The organism is Robbsia andropogonis, assembly GCF_034047095.1.
Taxonomy (GTDB): domain Bacteria; phylum Pseudomonadota; class Gammaproteobacteria; order Burkholderiales; family Burkholderiaceae; genus Robbsia; species Robbsia andropogonis.
In genome coordinates this window covers 904,312-923,114 of the sequence record NZ_CP139170.1, presented here as the reverse complement: position 1 = coordinate 923,114, position 18,803 = coordinate 904,312, and the positions used below count along the sequence as shown (strand labels likewise).

Annotated in this window: 15 protein-coding genes and 1 pseudogene; 9 read left to right on the top strand and 7 right to left on the bottom strand. The window is 59.5% G+C overall.

Annotated features, from left to right (window positions below; translation table 11 throughout):
- Positions 1–274: 274 nt before the first annotated feature.
- Complete coding sequence (locus SJQ66_RS17540; protein ID WP_024902463.1) at positions 275–1,051, bottom strand: DUF481 domain-containing protein; 777 nt, start codon at positions 1,049–1,051, stop codon at positions 275–277.
- Positions 1,052–1,352: 301 nt separating this feature from the next.
- Positions 1,353–2,324 (bottom strand): DUF481 domain-containing protein, encoded by a 972-nt coding sequence (locus SJQ66_RS17535; RefSeq protein WP_320535114.1) that lies wholly within the window; start codon positions 2,322–2,324, stop codon positions 1,353–1,355.
- 414 nt (positions 2,325–2,738) lie between these two features.
- Between SJQ66_RS17535 and SJQ66_RS17530 the strand changes: the two genes are divergently transcribed.
- Positions 2,739–3,425: an orotate phosphoribosyltransferase gene (locus SJQ66_RS17530; protein WP_024902461.1), complete on the top strand. Its 687-nt coding sequence runs from the start codon at positions 2,739–2,741 to the stop codon at positions 3,423–3,425.
- A gap of 117 nt (positions 3,426–3,542) precedes the next feature.
- Here SJQ66_RS17530 and SJQ66_RS17525 read toward each other — a convergent pair whose 3' ends face one another.
- On the bottom strand, positions 3,543–4,853 hold the full coding sequence (locus SJQ66_RS17525; RefSeq protein ID WP_320535113.1) for a LuxR C-terminal-related transcriptional regulator: 1,311 nt from the start codon (positions 4,851–4,853) through the stop codon (positions 3,543–3,545).
- 174 nt (positions 4,854–5,027) lie between these two features.
- Here SJQ66_RS17525 and SJQ66_RS17520 point away from each other — a divergent pair, with 174 nt between their 5' ends.
- The 7 genes from SJQ66_RS17520 to SJQ66_RS17490 all read left to right on the top strand — a co-directional run bounded on the left by SJQ66_RS17520 (position 5,028) and on the right by SJQ66_RS17490 (position 13,342).
- Positions 5,028–5,810 carry a YbhB/YbcL family Raf kinase inhibitor-like protein gene (locus SJQ66_RS17520; RefSeq protein WP_024902459.1) on the top strand — a complete coding sequence of 261 codons (783 nt, stop codon included), beginning with the start codon at positions 5,028–5,030 and terminating at the stop codon, positions 5,808–5,810.
- 203 nt (positions 5,811–6,013) lie between these two features.
- Positions 6,014–6,967 (top strand): N-acetyl-gamma-glutamyl-phosphate reductase, encoded by a 954-nt coding sequence (gene argC, locus SJQ66_RS17515; protein WP_024902458.1) that lies wholly within the window; start codon positions 6,014–6,016, stop codon positions 6,965–6,967.
- A 236-nt stretch (positions 6,968–7,203) separates the two neighbouring features.
- On the top strand, positions 7,204–7,938 hold the full coding sequence (locus SJQ66_RS17510; protein WP_024902457.1) for an OmpW/AlkL family protein: 735 nt from the start codon (positions 7,204–7,206) through the stop codon (positions 7,936–7,938).
- A gap of 186 nt (positions 7,939–8,124) precedes the next feature.
- A complete protein-coding gene (locus tag SJQ66_RS17505; protein WP_081764812.1) occupies positions 8,125–8,316 on the top strand; it encodes a hypothetical protein in 192 nt (63 codons plus the stop codon).
- A gap of 121 nt (positions 8,317–8,437) precedes the next feature.
- Positions 8,438–10,186 carry an MFS transporter gene (locus SJQ66_RS17500; protein ID WP_320535112.1) on the top strand — a complete coding sequence of 583 codons (1,749 nt, stop codon included), beginning with the start codon at positions 8,438–8,440 and terminating at the stop codon, positions 10,184–10,186.
- Positions 10,187–10,377: 191 nt separating this feature from the next.
- Positions 10,378–11,706, top strand: coding sequence for an NAD(P)/FAD-dependent oxidoreductase (locus SJQ66_RS17495; protein WP_024902455.1), 1,329 nt, complete (start codon positions 10,378–10,380; stop codon positions 11,704–11,706).
- A 133-nt stretch (positions 11,707–11,839) separates the two neighbouring features.
- The gene (locus SJQ66_RS17490) at positions 11,840–13,342 is read left to right on the top strand and encodes an MFS transporter (RefSeq protein ID WP_157685658.1); all 1,503 of its coding nucleotides are present in this window, start codon (positions 11,840–11,842) and stop codon (positions 13,340–13,342) included.
- A gap of 41 nt (positions 13,343–13,383) precedes the next feature.
- Here SJQ66_RS17490 and SJQ66_RS17485 read toward each other — a convergent pair whose 3' ends face one another.
- Positions 13,384–13,896 (bottom strand): acyl-CoA thioesterase, encoded by a 513-nt coding sequence (locus SJQ66_RS17485; protein ID WP_024902453.1) that lies wholly within the window; start codon positions 13,894–13,896, stop codon positions 13,384–13,386.
- Between the two features lie 198 nt (positions 13,897–14,094).
- Between SJQ66_RS17485 and SJQ66_RS17480 the strand changes: the two genes are divergently transcribed.
- Positions 14,095–15,720, top strand: coding sequence for an MDR family MFS transporter (locus tag SJQ66_RS17480; protein ID WP_253463195.1), 1,626 nt, complete (start codon positions 14,095–14,097; stop codon positions 15,718–15,720).
- Between the two features lie 996 nt (positions 15,721–16,716).
- Here SJQ66_RS17480 and SJQ66_RS17475 read toward each other — a convergent pair.
- The 3 genes and pseudogenes from SJQ66_RS17475 to SJQ66_RS17465 all read right to left on the bottom strand — a co-directional run.
- Entirely contained in the window at positions 16,717–17,463 is a 747-nt protein-coding gene (locus SJQ66_RS17475; protein WP_046151914.1) for a putative type VI secretion system effector, read from the bottom strand.
- On the bottom strand, positions 17,447–18,352 hold the full coding sequence (locus SJQ66_RS17470) for a hypothetical protein (RefSeq protein ID WP_320535111.1): 906 nt from the start codon (positions 18,350–18,352) through the stop codon (positions 17,447–17,449). The genes SJQ66_RS17475 and SJQ66_RS17470 overlap by 17 nt, the downstream gene beginning before the upstream one ends.
- A gap of 100 nt (positions 18,353–18,452) precedes the next feature.
- A pseudogene (locus SJQ66_RS17465) lies at positions 18,453–18,767 on the bottom strand (integrase core domain-containing protein); the annotation flags it as partial.
- Between the last annotated feature and the right edge of the window lie 36 nt (positions 18,768–18,803).

The following is an 18,803-nucleotide window of genomic DNA, read 5'->3' as shown; positions in this document are numbered from 1 at the left end:
GGCGCGGGGCGTTACGAAGAAATGACACGAAGGGTCCGACGCGAGAACTGCCGGCAATGCAAAAAGGAAAGAGCGCGACGATCTCGCCGGGGACGCTGTACGAGGGCACAAATGGTCCCGGCCTTGCATCGCTACACGCTCAGGGCGCGACAGAACGTCACATGCAAACTGCCTTGCATCATGCGACAAAGCACGCAACCAGCGCGGAAATGCCTTCCTGGCAGGATGTTGCGACGCAATAAAGCGGTGTCATGATGCTGCGATGCAATACGCTTTATTTCGGACCGAAGTTGTATCCGATGGACGTCATCACAATCGTATTTGTTTTCTTGACGCCTGAGACTGGATGATTTTGATAGCTGTTTGAAACCGTGATCTTCCAGTTCAAGTGATCGGTGATTTGGGTAGTCAGGCCAGCGTCGAGCTGCGTACGAACGTTGCCGATGTAGCCAAGGTTGGGATACACCGCGATGCGCTCGTTGAACGTCGTATTGGGGCCGATTTTCTGCACCCAGTTCTCACCCATCAATAGTTCAGGGTAATTGCGTGAACTGCTGTGGTACTGCTCATAGTTGTACGACACACCACTATAGACATCGAACACGGTGGGATTCGTCTTCACGACGTGATAACCAAAACCGCCGCCTACTGAAGACTGAAAGTTCAAATCCTGCAATTCATTACGTTGCGCCTGAAACACGCCTAGCGCATATACCTTCGGCGTCAGGTCGTGATCGTATTCGGCATCGAACTTGATCAAATTATTTGATGTGGACTTTGTACCGTCGCTGTCTTTCGTCCAGCCGTAGAGGCCAGTCAAGGATCCCACGAACTTGTCGGTCGTATTGGCCCACTGTGCGTTGGCCGCGGCGTTGACGGCCATGGAACTGGTGTCACCCGACGCGGCGCTCAGCCCCGCGTTGAACGATCCTCGCCATTGCCCGTCTGTCTTGACGGCCGCGCTACTCTCAAGAGCAACGGGATCTGCCCAGACAGGCGCGCTGGCGAACATCATGAAAAGCGGCAGAACAGGGAAGTTTTTCAATTTCATGTTGTCAGAGAGGCGGATGAGGGAAGCGAGACCCGATTCGTGAACCGGACACATCTACAGCCTGGATTTCCAGTGCAAAAACGGAAAGCGCGACCGCATACGCGCCCCCGCCATTTGCACCGGCTGCTCTCTGATCATAGAACAGACAAACAATTCGCGCGTGCGAGCAACCAAAATGCTTTTGACATGAACGACGCTTGCCGCATGTCACTTTTCTTCGTGAAACACGAATGGACGAACGGATCTTTCATGACCTTTCATCACGCCGACGCGCCGCCGCAGCGCGACGGGCTCCGACATATCAACCGCCAAACACATAGCCAATGCTGGCCATTAACATCGAATTCATCTTGTTATTATTGGCACGCGGATGGCTGCGATAGATATTCAGAAAGGACATTTTTACCTGCAATCGATCCGATATCGCAGTACTCAATGCCAGTTCCAACTGCGTGCGGACGCGACCGAACGGCCCCACACTGGGATAAACAACAAAGCGTTGTTCAAATCGTGACCGCTCGGAAAACTGATACGTAAAGCGTTCACCCACCATCAATTCCGGTGCCTTGATCGTAACACCGGGCTGGGTATCCGACGCTGCGTAGCGCTCCGTGGTATAGCCGATACCGCCAAACACGTCGAACGTTTTGCTTACATCCTTGAAAACATGATAGCCCGCGCCAACACCGAAAGTCGTCCGCATCGACAGTCCGCGTAATGGTGCGCGTTCGAGTTCGACATATCCGAGGCCGTACACCCGATCGCTAATGTTTCGATCGTACTGCAGCAGGCCGCGTTGATAATTCGCGGTCTGCGCGGACACACCATTCGCGGTACGTGTCAGGCCCCTTACCGCCATGCCGGTTAAAGTAATCGTGTCGATGCCGGTTGAACGCTGCGCATCCGCATCGAGATTGACGGCGAAAGAGCGTACGTCGCCATTGACCCCGGTGAAACCACCATTTATCGACCCGCGCCACCGGGAATCCATCTTGGTCTTCAAGCCGTAGGGCGAGACCACGGTCACCGTGCCACCGGGGTCCACAAGATCGGCTCGCGCTTCGCGGCCGCTGAGTGCCGCGCATGATAAGGCAAGCACAATGACGGCAGAGGCCAATCTTTTACCGGTCCCCTTGCCGACGGCTCCCGCATCGTCGTGGGCGGCTACACTTGCACGGGCAAGGTGGACAAACATCGTATGCGTCCCGGGGTCAGGCATACCGCGATACACGGGCAAGGTTGCAACGAATCGGGAGGGAAAAGCAATCATCATGTCACTCCGGTAAATAGTCTCCGTAGTGTCGATGTCGACTTGTTTGGCCGCCCATTGATCCGCGAATATGCAAACCACCAAAGCGAAGGCATACAAATACAGCAAGACTTCGGTCTCAGCACCTTTATGATCATTGCCGGTTACAATGAGGCTGGAATGTTGCTCCTGCCGATCAAAAAGCGATATTTGCCCTGGCACGTGGTCCAACTGATGTAAAATGTGGCCCCAATTCCGTTGCCGGGCGCGCATCTCGCGCCCGCGCCCCTGGCGCGCGTCCCGACCGGGACGCGATCGCCCGATGTGGTCTGCGACTGATGCCGCCTCACGGCGCGCCGGTGCGCAGCCTGCCGCAGCGACGTCAGTACGCACCAGGGCGCCGCGCATCCCATTGGATTTCCACCGAACGCCATCGACATGAATAGCGCCGACCGCCAAACAATCGCCGAAACCACCGCCAAGATCCTGCTGGAAGTCCAGGCGGTCCATTTCAACGCCGAAACGCCGTTCAAGCTGACCTCCGGTTGGGCAAGCCCGGTCTACATCGACTGCCGCAAGCTGATCTCGTTCCCACGCGCACGCCGTGCACTGATGCAAATGGCGAAGGACGTCATCCTGAGCGATATCGGGTTCGAGCAACTGGATTCCGTTGCCGGCGGTGAAACGGCCGGTATCCCCTTCTCCGCATGGATCGCGGATCAGCTCGACCTGCCGATGCAGTACGTGCGCAAGAAGCCGAAAGGCTTCGGTCGTAATGCACAGATCGAGGGATACCTGAAAGAAGGATCGCGTGTGCTGCTGGTCGAGGACCTGACGACCGATGGCAAGAGCAAGATCAATTTCTGCGAAGCCCTGCGCACCGCGGGCGCCGAGGTAAAGCACACTTTCGTGCTATTCCACTACGGTATCTTCGAACAGAGCAAGACGGCGCTGGCCGATATCGGGGTGCAGTTGCACGCGTTGGCGACCTGGCACGATGTGCTCGCCGTGGCGCGCAAGCAATCGTACTTCGACCAGAACACGCTGGATGAAGTGGAAGCCTTCCTGAAAGACCCGGCAGGCTGGTCAGCGCGCAACGGCGGCTCAAACGGCGTATCTGCCTGACAGGCTGTTGATAGCGACAGCGGGCGCGCGCAATTCCGGTTGCGCCCGATGCGCGCGTTGTGCTTTCAACGTCATTGTCCGCAGGCCGATGTGACGGACTGCCGATGCACGATAAGGTCAATCGTCGACGCCACCGTCATGCCACTGCCACGCAGTGGAAGCGACACCGGGTATCGACAGCAGACCGTTCGCGGCAGCGTATTGATATAACTCGGCATTGCTGCTGATACCGGCCTTGTGCATCGCGCTCATCTTCTGCGTACTGACCGTCTTGACACTGCGGTTCAAGGCCTGCGCGATGTGCTTTACCGGATCGCCATTAACGAAACGACGAATCACCTCGGCTTCCCGTGGGCTCCAGATCGCCGGTCGCGTCGTCTCGCTCTCCGGATAGCCCGCCTGCACCAACGCCGCCGTTATAGACGGCCCGCGGAATGTCCCGCCTTTCTGCACCATTTGAATCGCCGTGGGCACCAGGGCGAGATCGTCCATCTTGCTGAGGATGCCTTGCACGTTGAGCAACTGCAGGTTGCGTAACACACAAGCATGCAGGCACATCGTATGGACGATCAACTTGATGCGCGGATAATGCCGACGTAGATAACCGATCATCGTCAGTCCATCGCCATGAGGCCCCTCCCCCATGGCAAGATCGCAGATCAGTACATCGCACGGCGTACCGGCCAAGGCGTCGAACAGATCGACCGACCGCGAGTAGGCGCCGGTCACCACGACGTCGAACGGCGGCCGGTCGCGACGGGGTGAAGCGTATTTGACGGCGCCGCGCGCGCCTGTCCGCGCGGCAGTCTTGAGGCCGTCACGCATGCACGCTTGTGTGTATCCCCGATACGCCGCGATCGCTTCAAAGCCGCCACGCACGGCGAATAACGCACGCACCTCGCCAGCATCCTCATCGTCATCGATATCGCCATGATCGACCCGCGGCAATGCGGATCGCCGTGGCGCGCGCGCTGAGGGCATTGACGTGAAACCGTTCGTCGCGGGATGCCAGGCGGCGGGCGCCAACGGCCCCGCTGATGATGCCAGCGCCGGTGACGCGGACACGCACTGCTGCAATGACGAAACGGGCGGCGACGGCGGCCCATCTGCAGCCATTCCCCCCCGGTTGACGTCGACCACGATGCGGTCGGACATGCCATTCGGCGCGTCGATCGCATTGGGCACGATCCCGCGCGCCGCGCTGGCATCGCGCGGCTTTGCGCGCTCCTTGACACCCTGTGTCGCGCACGAGCGCGTCCCGTTGGCGACCTGGCCGGTGGGCGTACGCCCCTGCGCCTCGGATCGATACAGCCACTCCAACGCGAATGGCACGTCCAATATCATCGCCATGCCACATAGCGTGACATGGTGATCGTCCGCCAGCATCACCCGGATGGCGCACGCGCCTGCGTCCTCCCTTCCACTCATCGTTGCTCTCTCCTATCGCATTACACACGGTGCAACACACGCTTGAATGACATCGATGACGCAACGCCGTGGCATGTCCGACGGCACCGGTCCCTGCCCGAGGGATACCGACCGATCGGGCCTGGGGCGTGATAGACTCGATTATCGTTGTCAGCTCAATCGCATGCATATCTCATGAGGCCGCTTGCTCTCCGTTCAGGCGTCGATTGGATCGACGCGCCGGCCCCGCAAGCGTGGGACGCCGCCATCCTCGATGGCCTCGTTGGCATCCCCTTTTCGCGCCGGACCGGCACGGGTGCGAGGCGGTTCGAGGTATCCCCTCTTCGGCGTCGACTTGTCCGATTGATCGTGGGCGCGGTTTTGGTCTGCCGCATGACGCTGCCATCCGCCTACGCCGCACCGCCTTTCTCCATCAGCAGTCCGGATTTTGTACCGGGCATGCCGCTGGACGTAGCGCAGATCGGTCTCGACTGCGGAGGGAAGAACCGATCACCCGCCGTGCAATGGCGCGATGCCCCCGAGGGCACGACCTCCTTCGCCATTACGTTCTTCGATCGCGATTCCCCTGGGCATGGCTGGTGGTTTTGGGCCGTCGCGGGTATCCCCGCCAGCATCAGTCAACTGCCCGCCAATGCGGCGGCGTCTGGTGCCCTCGCCGCGCTCGGGGCGGTACAAGCGCGCAACGACGCAAGCGAAGGGGGATACACCGGCCCCTGCATGACGAACCGCCCCAGCGGCGAACTCCCGCAAAAGCCAGTCGACCACCCCCTTTGGGCCACCGCGCCGTACGCCGAAACGCACCGATACATATTGACCGTCTACGCCATGAAAGGGCCGATTGGTCATGTTGCACAAGGCTTGCCGGCGCCGTTCTTCGAGCATGAAATCGCGAATGACGCGATTGCGCAAGCCAGTATCGAAGTGCGCGCCGTGCCGCCGGTCTTCTCGGAACCCTGAAGGAAGCCGCGCGATGTAGTCTGGCCGTGGCTTTCAGGCGGCACGGCCCGTCACGACAATGTCCTGCCGTCGTTGGCGGCTTTTGCAGAAAACCGGACAAATGCCTCACGGTTGGCTTTAAAATACAAGGGTGCGCGTTGCGACGAGCGATGCGCGCCGATGCGCCGTGTGTGGCGTTCCCATGACGTGATAGAGGAAGCGCAATGAGCTTCAAAGTGTTTGTCGACGGGCAGGAAGGCACGACCGGCCTGCGGATTTTCGAATACCTGAGCGCGCGCGCCGATATCGAGATCCTCCGTATCGATGAAGACCGACGCAAAGACCCGGAAGCACGTCGTACGTTGATCGACGCATCCGATGTCACCTTCCTGTGCCTGCCCGACGTCGCGTCGCGGCAGTCGGTCGAATTGGTGACGAATCCGCATACGTGCATCATCGATGCCAGTACCGCATTTCGTACCGATCCGAACTGGGCATACGGCCTGCCGGAACTGGGCGCTGCCTACCGTGACGCCATCCGCGGGAAAAAGCGCATCGCAGTGCCAGGGTGCCATGCGTCCGCCTTCGTCCTGAGCGTGCATCCGCTGGTCAAGGCGGGGATCGTGCCGGCATCCTATCCGGTGTCCGCCTATTCGTTGACCGGCTATAGCGGCGGTGGCAAGAAGATGATCGCTGATTACCAGTCGATTCCGCTCTCCCCCGCATTGGAAGGTCCGCGTCCGTACGCGTTGGAATTGAAACACAAGCACTTGCCGGAAATGAAGGCGCATGGTGGGCTGGACGCGGCGCCGATCTTCACGCCGATCGTCGGCAACTTCCTCAAGGGTCTGGCGGTCACGACTTATTGGCATCCGCGCCAGTTCGCCCGAAAAGCCGACGTGGCCGATATCCACGCCTGCATGCGCGCGCATTACGCCGACGAACACTTCATCAACGTCCGTCCGATCGGCGCGGCCGATAATCTCGATGGCGGCTTCTTCGACGTGCAAGCGTGCAACGACACCAACCGCGTCGATCTGTTCACCTTCGGCGATGAAGACCGCATCGTCACGATTGCGCGGCTCGATAACCTCGGCAAGGGGGCCGCCGGCGCCGCCATCCAATGCATGAACCTGCACCTGGGTTGTGCCGAGAATCAGGGTCTGGCGCGGGATTGATCCGTCGCGCGGCATAACCAACGAGCGTCTTCGGACGCTTATTTTTTTACTTCCCGCTAACAGCGCCGATTTTTTCCGCCATCCTCCCGAAACCTTGACCTGTCGAGTGTTACCTATTTGACTCATCAGGGATAATACCGAATCGAAAAAGCACGATCGTTCGTCGTATTATCACTTGCAGCCACATCTAATAAACGGGCACCCCCGCCTGAGGCTCAAGGTACAAGGAGACAGCAATGACAATCCGCCAAGCGTGCGCGTTCACCGCGCTCACCGCCTGTGCATGCGGTATCAGCACCGCGGCAATGGCGCAATCCGCCGGCAGCTTTACGGTCAATGCCGGTTGGTTTCATCTGGCGCCTCAGGATTCAAGCAAGCCGTTGACGGTCAGCGCGCGGGGCACGTCCACGACGGTCGCCAATACCGGCGCGAGTGTCAGCAATGCGAACACGGCCGGCCTCACGCTGAACTATTTCGTCACCGATCACATTTCGGTCGAAGGCGTGTTCGGTTATCCGCCGAAAATGAAGCTGAATGGTCAGGGCAGATTGTCTTCGCTAGGAGAACTGGGCACGGCGAACGAGTGGAGCCCGACCTTGCTTGTGAAATACAACTTCTTCAAGCCCGAGGCGAAATTCCGTCCCTACCTGGGTGCGGGTGTGTCATACGTCTGGTACTCGAACGTCAAATTGTCGGGCCAGATGGCCAACGGTGCATTCCTTGCCGCGCAGAGTCCCTTGCTGGTCGGGAAGACCAGTGCGGACCTGAGCAGCTCATTCGCACCCGTGATCAATGCCGGTGCGTCATATAAGTTCGACAAGCATTGGTCCATCGGTGCATCGGTCTCCTACATGTGGCTGAACACGGACGCCACGCTGACGACGCAGTCAGCAGTGGGCACGGTGACCAGCAAGACCCGATTGCGCGTGAACCCGCTTGTGACCTTCGTGTCCGTGGGCTATACGTTCTAACACCGGCAAAAAAGCGGCGACCGCGGAAACCCCGTCGCGTCGCCGCGAGAACAGTTTTGTGGCGCGGATCGCATCGATGGCGCGATTCGGACAGGCGCGCCGTCCGGGATAGGGGCACAATACAGGTTTGAACGCGCGACGGCTTCGGCCCCGCGCTCAAGCCGCTCCCCTGCCGACACCTTGACCATGCCCGCACAGCCCACGCCTTCCTTGATCATCCAATTTCCCCAGCATCGTCTTAATGACATGGCCGGCGATCCGTATTGGATCGATGTCACACGCGACGAAGCGCGGCAGTGGGTAGAGCGCCTTGAGATGCGGCTCGCAGCCATGCCGGATTTCACCGATACCGCACCGATCGAAGTCACGCTGCGCTAAGTATCGCGCGACCCGCGCGGACCGCCGAGTTGCCACTGGCAGCGTGGCATTGCGCTTGCAGCCCCGCTGTATGCCCCACGCGCCTCTCTCATCTTTTTCACCAGCCTGCCCGGTCCCACCCATGTCTCAGTCCGCAACGCCTTCCGCGCTGCGTTTCCAGCAAGCGTTGTTCGCGATGATCGGTATCGCTCTCGTCAACATGCTGGTTGCGCTCGATCAGACTGTCGTCAGTACCGCTTTGCCATCCATCATCTCCGAGCTGAAAGGCTTCGAGTATTACGCCTGGATCGCCAATGCCTACTTGCTGGCATCGATCGCGACGGTGCCGATCTTTGGGCGTATCGGTGATTTCTTCGGTCGCAAGCCGTTTGTCGTCGCGGCGGTGATTGTCTTCACCGTCGCTTCCATCCTGTGCGGTCTGGCGACGAACATGCTGTTCCTGGTACTGGCGCGCGCCCTGCAGGGGATTGGCGGCGGCATGATGGTGGCCACGGCATTCGCGTCGATCCCCGATCTGTTTCCCGATGCGCGTGCCCGCGTGCGGTGGCAGGTCGTGATGGCCGCCGCGTACGGCATCGGTACGGCGGCCGGCCCGTCGTTGGGTGGGTTTCTGACCGAACAATATGGCTGGCGATCGACGTTCCTGATCAATTTGCCCGTGGGCGCCGCAAGCCTGTTCTGCATCATGCGCTTCCTCCCGAGGGTGCGGCACGTGCATACCGGACAAGTCAAGCTGGATATCGGCGGCGCGGTGCTGATCACCGTCGCGCTGGGGGCGCTGCAAATGTCCGTGGAGGCCATCCCTCGGGAAGGTTTGACGACCTACAACCTTTGGCTGCTGGGCATTGTCATCTGCAGTATCGCCGGACTGCTATGGTGCGAGAAGCGGGCGTCGCATCCCATCATCCCGCTGGACTTGTTTCGCAACGCAGAACTGGTGCGGCTGTTCATCATGTCCGTACTGGCCGGCTTCGTGATGTTCTCGTTGCTGTTCTTCACGCCGCTGCTGCTGCAAGGGGGTTTCGGCCTGTCGCCGCAACTGGCGGGCCTGCTGGCAACACCGCAAGCCGCGTTTATCGCGGTGGGCAGCGTCGTCAATACGTCGATCGTCATACGGTTGCGTCGGCCGGCCCTCACGTTGACGATCGGCTTTTCATTGATGCTGGCGTCGGCGATGGGCGTGATGGCCACGCAGTCCTACACGCCTCACTGGTTCCTGGTGCTGTCCGTCATGTTCGCCGGACTGGGCCTCGGTTTCACGCTGAACAATCTCAATATTTTTTCGCAAAATATCGCCGGCAAGGCCCGTTTCGGCATTGCCACCGCGCTGATGCAGTCGTCCCGGATGATTGGCGGCATGATGGGCACTACGCTGATTGGGGTGATGGTCACGCATAGCTACGAAAATGGCGTGGGCCGGCGACTGGCTGCCACGCTCGACACGCCGCTGCCGGAAGCCCTTGCCCAGCGGTTTCGCGATCCGCAGTTATTGGTCGATCCGGCCGCGCAGCAACAGGTCCTCGATGCGCTGCGAGAAATCGGTGTCGCGGGCCGTGCCCTGATCGCGACCAGCCGCGACGTGCTGGTGGGTTCCGTTCATATGGGCATGTTGCTGACGGCAGGCGCCGCGTTCATCGCCGTGCTGATGACGCGCAAGCTGCTGCACATCACCCTGCACGCAAAGCCCATCGCAGTGGTGCTCTCCACGTCAACAGTGACCACAGAGGCGCATCCGCCCGAAACCATGCATCCGGACAACGCGGGCGAGACGCCATCGGCGGGGTCATCGGCCGCGCCATCCGCCCCGGCGGCACAACCCGCTCCGCCTTCCCCCGAAAAGACCGCCCCGAAGGCGTCGGATGAACAATAGCAACGATCATCGCGCAAGCGCGGCAAAGCGTCCGCCCTGGGACCGAAGGCACCACGATCGTCGTAAAACGCGATGCGATACACGCGCCGGGACCGACAGCGGCGGCAGGCAGTCGCTACAATAATGTTTTTGTCCCGACCTAACGTCGACGCACCCCGCGCGGCGTGATCTTCAGCAAGGTGCAACCCAAGATGCAGACGCAAACCAGCCATCGGATCCTGATTGTCGGCGGCGGTGCCGGGGGTCTCGAACTGGCCACGCAACTCGGCCGAAAGCTGGGCAAGCCAGGTACGGCCCACATCACGCTGGTCGACCGCAACGCCACGCACATCTGGAAGCCGATGCTGCACGAGGTTGCGGCCGGCAGCATGGATCCGTACATTCATCAGGTACAGTACGCGGCACAGGCGCATTGGAATCACTTCCAGTTCGAGCAAGGCGAGTTCGTTGCGCTGGACCGGGAAGCAAGGACGATCACGCTGGCGCCGCTGGTGTTCAGCGACAGCGGCGAGGACGTGGCGCTGTTGCCGGAACGTACGCTGCCCTATGACACGCTGGTGTTGGCAATTGGCAGCACGACGAACTTTTTCAATGTGGAAGGTGCCGAACAGCACGCGCTCGCACTCGACACCGTGGCGCAGGCGGAGCGTTTCCGGCGTCTGCTGATCAGCGCACTGGTGCGTGCGCCGGCCAAGGCCCAGCACAACGCGCGCCCGCTGGTCCGCGTGGCGATCATCGGCGGCGGCGCAACCGGCGTCGAACTGGCGGCCGAACTGCGCACGACGGCCAGCGAACTGCGCGATTTCGGTGTACATAAGCTGGACCCGTGGCAGGACGTGACCATCACGCTGATCGAAGGCAATGCGCGCATCCTGCCGGCGCTTTCAGAACGCGTGGCCACGGCGACCGCGCAGCAACTCAGCGAGCTGGGCGTGTCGATCCTGACGGGCGACGTCGTGGCGAAGGTCGAGGAAAACGTCGTGCAGACCAAGGGTGGCCAGTACATCCCGACCGATCTGACTGTGTGGGCTGCCGGCATCAAGGGCCCCGCGGTGCTTGGCACCTTGGCGGGGCTGAGCGTTACGCGCTCGAACCAGATCGACGTTCATCAGACGCTGCAATCGAAGGACGACCCGAACATCTTTGCGTTCGGTGACTGCGCCGCCTGCCCCTGGCCCGCCACTGGCCGCCTGGTGCCGCCGCGCGCGCAAGCGGCCAGCCAGCAGGCGGCGTTCCTTGCCAAGGCGCTACCCATGCACATGCGCGGTGAGGCACTGCCGCAGTACGTGTATCGTGATCTCGGCTCGTTGATTTCGCTGGGCCATTGGACCGCGGTGGGCAGTTTGATGGGCGGGGTCAGCGGCAAGAGCCTGTTTATCGAAGGCTTGCTGGCCCGCTTGATGTACGTGTCCTTGTATCGTAAGCACCTCATGGCCTTGACCGGCCCGATGCACGCCTTGCTCGACGCCATTGCGCAGCGGCTGCGCAAATCGTCGACGCCCCGCATCAAACTACACTAGCTACGTCCCCGCCGGCCGGTTTCCGCGCGGTATCCATGTCCGAAGACATCGCTGCGTTCGCACGAAAACCGACCTCGTTGCCACGTCCCGGCCCTGCCACCCTTTCTTTTTCCGCGACCGACGCGGTTTTCAAGTGGATTCGTCTTCGCGTTCGCCCTCTCCCGACGCCTCCCTGAGGGCCCTCTTGCTCGCCGTGCTTGCCTTGGTCATCGCCTCGGCCAACAGCACGGCGCCGTCCCCGCTGTACCACCAGTTACAGGTGCGGATGGGCTTTGACAGTACCATGCTAACCGTGATCTATGCGGTGCATTCGGCGGGCGTGCTGGTGACATTGCTGACCACGGGCCGTCTGTCCGACCGTCTGCCCGACCGGCGTGTCATCCTGATTCCGGCGTTGGTCTGCGTATGCATTGGCGCCGTATCGATGGCGTTCGCGCAGTCGATCGGGTGGCTGGTGGGAGGCCGGATTATTTCAGGCCTCGGCGTGGGGGCATTGACCGGTTCGGCCAGCGCCGCGATCGTCGAACTGGCGCCCGTCGAATTGCGCAAGCGTGCTGCCCTGTTCGGCACCAGCGCCATTACATTCGGCTGCGCATTGGGTCCGCTGCTGGATGCGGGCGCGCTGTGGATCGATGTGATCCCCACGCGGCTGTCCTTCCTGCTGATTGCGTCCGCCGGGCTGGCGACGGTGGTGGCGTTGACCCGCGTGTACTGGCCCGTTCGGGAAACGGTGCTCGACCTCGCGCCCGACGTGCAGGAAACAGACACTCTGGTAGTGCTGCCCCCGGCCTCGGCAACCGACGCATCGATTCCGTCGGCGTTCGCGCCGCTCGCGTCCGGGACGGGCGTGGACATCGTCGCCGACGCCTTCGAGGCGGCGCTGCAACATGGCGCAACGGTCCCGGTGGCAACCGCCGCAGCCGCCGCGGCTGCGGTGTCAGCGGGAGCGAATACGCCGCCCTCGGCGCCCGATGCTGCCACGGGCGCCCATGATACGCGGGACGCCGGCAAGACCGCGACGGCGGCGGCCCCGGCGAAATGGCAGGCGATGTCCAGTGCCCCGTTCCTGATCGCCTCGGCCGCGTTGGGTCTGGTGTGGTGCGCGGGCACGTTCGTCATGACGTTGACCCCGTCCCTTGCGGACACGCTGATGCAGATCCATGATCCGGCATCGATCGCACTGCTGCTGAGCCTGTTCCAACTGGTGACCGGCAGCACGCAGCTCGTCGCACGAAAAATGCCGCCGCATGGCGCCATCATCGGCGGTGTCGTGGTTGTCGCGGTGATGCTGGCCTTGTGCGCCACCGCCGCCTGGCTGAAGCTGCCGATGCTGTTCGCGGCCTCGATGGTGCTGCTTGGCGTGGGATATGGGGCCGCGTTCGTCGGCGCGGCTACCCTCGTCAATCATGCGGCGCCGGAACATGCCCGCGCGGCAGTGGTGTCCCTGTTCTACGTGATCGGCTACGTTGGCTGCACGATGCCGATCCTCGCCTTCGGCGTGTTGTCGGACTGGCTCGGCATATCCGCCGCCACGGCCATTTTCACGATCACGCTGGCGGGATGCGCGGCCATCATCTTCAGGGTCAGGGCGCGCATCGGCAACCAGTCGAGCAACGCGCCGGCGGCGGCTCTGTAGCAACCGGCGGAGAAACCCCGTTGGAAGCGGACGTGGATCGCCTAGTCGCCTTTCGCGCCTCCCGCGACATCGAAGCCGGACGCACGGATCGACTGATAGCGATCCTCCATCTCCTTGCGCAGCTGTCGCCGCAGTTGCGCCTTGCGGAACCGTTCCTGCTCCTCAACGGTCGACGGCTGCAATTGCGGCACTTCGACCGAGCGGCCCTCGTCGTCGACGGCCACCATCGTGAAATAGCAGCTGTTGGTATGGCGGACGACCTGGCTTCGGATATTTTCCGTGACGACCTTGATCCCGATTTCCATCGAGCTGCGTCCGGTGTAATTGACCGCCGCGAGAAAATGGACGAGTTCTCCCACGTGAATGGGCTGACGAAATACGACCTGATCGACGGACAACGTCACGACATATCGCCCCGCATAGCGACTCGCGCAAGCATAGGCAACGCCGTCCAGCAACTTCAGGACCGCGCCGCCATGGACGTTGCCGGAAAAATTCGCCATGTCCGGCGTCATCAACACCGTCATCGATAACTGGTGACTGGCCTCGTTCATCGTATTTTTCGTGTGTATTGGTGGGTTGAGCGATGACGGCGCCGTGTCTTCGAGCAAGACAGACAAGCGCCACGCGAGGACATCATACCGCGATGATCCTCCTGGCCCTTGATGCACAGAATCCTTACAAAGACTTTCCATCCCGGAAACGGATACCATCGGTCGACATCGTCGCCCCATTTTCCCTGGAGCTCTGTTTTGCCGGATTCCCCTACACCGCCATCCCCTTACCCCTCACCCGACAACGCCGCCGGAAAGACGGCCGGCGCGTCGGACCCGCAGACTAGGGAGCATGCCGATGCCGATCGCACTGCTGATATCGTGCTGGTGGCGCCGAGTCGGCGCAAGGTCATTTTCGCGGGGCTGATGCTGGCAATGGTTCTGGCCGCGCTGGATCAGAGCATTGTCTCCACGGCATTACCGGTCATCGCGAGCGACCTCGGCGGACTGGTGCATATGACGTGGGTCGTGACGGCCTTCATGTTGACCTCGACGATCAGCGCACCACTTTACGGCAAGTTGTCCGACATGTACGGGCGACGCCCCCTCTTCGCCATCAGCATCGTCCTGTTCCTGGTGGCATCGGGGCTCTGCGGCTCCGCGCAGACGATGATGCAATTGATCCTGTTTCGTGGCCTGCAAGGACTGGGGGCCGGCGGGCTGATGACGCTGTCGCAAACGGTTATCGGCAGCATCGTCACACCGACGGAACGCGGACGTTACCAGGGCCTGTTTACCGGGGCGTTTGCGGTCAGTAGTGTCGCGGGGCCGTTGCTTGGGGGGATAATCACGTCCCACGCGTCGTGGCGTTGGGTTTTCCTGATCAACGTGCCCATTGGCGTGGTGTCCCTGGCGCTGGTGATGTCCGCGCTACCAAAAGGGTTACGTGGCGGCCGCCATCGAATCGATTACGCCGGAGCCGCGTTGCTGAGCATCGGGACCGCGGCGCTCCTGCTGCTGCTCAACAGCGGTGGTGCGGCAACCGAGGTGGCGAGTGCTCACGCCAATGCCGCGATGGACGCGCTGCTGTCGCGAATCGGGCTCGGCCTGCTGGCCGTATTGGCGTTCGGCCTGTTACTGGTGGTGGAACATCGGGCGGCGGAGCCGATTCTCGATCTGACCCTGTTCCGATTGCCCCCCTACGCGATCAGCGTTGCCGCCTCCGGTTGCATGGCATTCGCGATGATGGGCTCACTCGTGTTCATGCCGCTGTACTACCAGTTGGTGTTGGGCCAGACGCCCGCCGAATCCGGGATGATGATGCTGCCACAGGTGATCGCGATGATGATCAGCTCAGTGGTGGGTGGCCGGATTTCGTCGCGAACGAAGCGCTTCACCCAACTGCTGGCGCTAGGCGTGTTCCTCGAATTCCTCGGTCTGGCACTGCTTGCCACGTGTGCGCATTTCGGCGCGCCCGTATGGGCGTTTCTCGCGGTGATGGCACTGCTCGGCATGGGCATGGGGATCGGCATGCCGAACGCCACCGTTGTCGTGCAAAACGCCGTACCCCCCACGTCCTTGGGCGCGGCCACCGCCTCCATGTCCTTCGTACGGTCGCTTGGCGGCTCGCTGGGCACGGCGCTGTCCGGCGGCGTCATGGCATTCGCCCTGCATCAGCGCCTGGCGTCTTTGCATCTGGACGTGGATGTCACGACGTTGCTGGAGCATGGCATCAGCGCCATGCGTGCCTTGCCCGTCGCGCAACAGCACATGCTGGCGCACGCCTATCAAGGTGCCATCGGCACCAGCCTCATCACCGGCGGCTTCCTGATGTTCATCGCCTTCGTCATGGTTTTCCGCCTGAGCCGGCGCTCATCCGCCTGAGAACGCAAACGTGCGGGAGACGGCTCTGGTGCAAATAGGCGGCGCGAATCGGTTAGAGTATTGAGCCCAACAATCAGATGAACGCTGATGACCCTACCCCAGAAAATAGTCTCGTTGAAAACTAGAGAATCCGGCATTATTTGACTGGTCCGAACCGGGAAGAGATGCCATGAAGACGAGCAAGTTTACGGAGGCGCAAGCTGCGTCGCTCGCTCTGCATTCGCCAAATTCCCGAGAGCGAGTCGTCCTAAAAAGCGTACTTTCGCAGCACCGTTCGTTCCGCCTTGAACCGATCTGACTATGACAGATGCCAACGATGACATTGCCGTCAACACATATGCCGTTCCGGAAGTAAAATCATTGACTGCCTTGACGCCGTATTAAAGTGACTCCGTCAGCTTGCCCGCGCGCCAATTGCTGATCGCTTTATCCGCATCGGCATATAAAGAGATGAAACCACTAAGCCCACTCAAATAACTCGCTGCCACCTTCATATTCGCAAGAGTGGTTGCCGCAGCTGTCTCCGCGAAGCCGCCGAGCCATTTGTTGGGGACCTTTAGGCATGCCCCCACGAGTGACAACGTCGCACTCCCCAACGTTAGATACGTCGACGCCAGACTTATGGGTCTTCGCCGCCATTACGCTAAAATTTATCACCTCTATTATCAAAAGGGTTCCATAAAGTGCCTTGGCAGTAATCGCTTTTTGCTACCCCGGTACTCAACACTGGCTTTTACAAGGTTTTTCTAGCATGGGCACAGAACAAGATCGCCATCAAGCACGCGCGCGCGCCCGTCTTCTTGCGTATCGGTGCCAGAGCCCTTCGCAGCATGTACCGTATATAAACACGGCAATCGCAAGGACTTAACCCCAGATAATCAAATTAACAGCGAAAAACTTGGAAATACTACAGCAATATTTCTAAATCGCGAAATTTGAGAAATAAAATACAAAAAATCTCTTCAACAATCGCTTTTAAAATTATAAATCTGTAATTTATTTTGGATTATATCGAAAGATAGAAATTCCCATATACAATGTATCACCGGCTCGTCGATCACGATTCGATTCTCTTGGCAGATTTATGAACGAGGGTCTCTTCCAACCGTAGGCTGAGAAAATTCGATCTGCTAATTTCCTAGCTTTTGAGAACCTTGACCCGACTCGCCACGTAATAAATACAGCCATCGCCAAAGTGATGAGAAGCAACCATCCCATCATAATATTTATCGAAAGCCATTCATTGTTGTACTTGAAATAATTTATTAACATCCCAACAATATATACAACGACAAACCCGGATCCATAAAGCGCTCCAACAAACTTTAAAGCATATACATAGAACGCAGCACTGCCTCGCTCACAATGCGGATATACCGCAATTAAGCCATCAGCGACTCGCCTAATCGCAAAACCTATCCATCGACCGTTTATTTTCTCTGCAACGACTTCGACTTCATCACCGTCTTTAAATTCGCTATGCCATACCCAAGCCTCTACGCGCTCATCCTCCAAATCAAATGTCATTAATTCCCCGTCGTCGGCAGTGAAATCGTCCGATGCGCTCAAACCGATCGCAATCCCACCTAATCCCATCGCCGCTGCCGCTACTGCGGTACCTTGCAAAGCTTGTTTGTCATCCGCAGTAAAAAGAGCCTCGCGTGACTCGATCCGGACATGCAACTTACTTATACGGCCCTTGAGCACGGTTGTACCTTGCGGCCCTTCAATTTTTTGTGTCATTCTCGAAACCCTGTGAGGTCATAGCTTTGTGAAATTCCAATCGTTGTTTCTCGATGTCCCATTCGCCCCATGGGGCCTTACCGAAAACACATCGGCTAATCCAATTTTGCAAATCATTCGGGAGGAAATAATTCAGGCCAACTTGAACAATAAGAATTAGGACAGCGATTTCCCAACCTGAGGCTATGACTAAAAGGCGTCCCATCATCATTAATGCCGCCCTTGAGGCAAGTTGCTCGGTAACTACTTCGCCCGCAGCTTCTGAAAGCGCGGTGGCCGCAACTTTGCGCGCGGCACTTGCAGCGGCGTCTTTACCAGCTCCTGCCGCAAGCTGCGTCGCTCGCTCTGCATTCGCCAAATTCCCGAGAGCGAGTCGTCCTAAAAAGCGTACTTTCGCAGCACCGTTCGTTCCGCCTTGAACCGACCTGACTATGACAGATGCCGATGATGACATTGCCGTCAACACATATGCCGTTCCGGAAGTAAAATCATTGACTGCCTTGACGCCGTATAAAAGTGACTCCGTCAGCTTGCCGTCGCGCCAATTGCTGATCGCTTTATCCGCATCGGCATATAAAGAGATGAAACCACTAAGCCCACTCAAATAACTCGCCGCCACCTTCATATTCGCGAGAGTGGTTGCCGCAGCTGTCTTCGCAAAGCCCCCCAGCCATTTGTTCGGGACATTTAGGCATGCCCCCACAAGTGACAACGTCCCACTCCCCAATGTTAGATAGTCGGCACCAGACTTATGGGGCTTCGCCGCCATTACGCTAAAATTTATCAACTCTATTATCAAGAGGGTTCCATAAAGTGCCTTGGCAGTAATCGCTTTTGCTACCCCGGTGCTCGCGTTATTTTCCGCATCGACATAGAGTGCCTGGACCACCTCACTTCGCCGCTCTCGGGATAGCTGCTCGAGTGCGGTTGTCCTTGCCTCTAGCGCAGCAACCCCTTTTGCCAAGGCTGCTTGTGACCTGCCCCCGGCATTAGTCTCCAACGGCTGTAGAGTCCGTCGTTAAAAACCCTTTCTGACAGTACGCGGTGGCGAACTGTTCAGGCGTTAGATAACCAAGCGAACTATGTGGCCGCTCGGTGTTGTACTCGATGCGCCAGGCTTCGATGATTTCCCTGGCATGACGCATCGACGTGAACCAATGCTCATTCAGACATTCGTCTCGAAACTTGCCGTTGAAGCTCTCGATATACGCGTTCTCGACGGGCTTTCCTGGTCGAATGAACGACAGCGTAACCCCAGCCTCATAAGCCCAGGCATCAAGCACTTTGCCTGCGAATTCGGGCCCGTAGTAAATGCAGAATGGTGGTCAGCCAATCCCAGT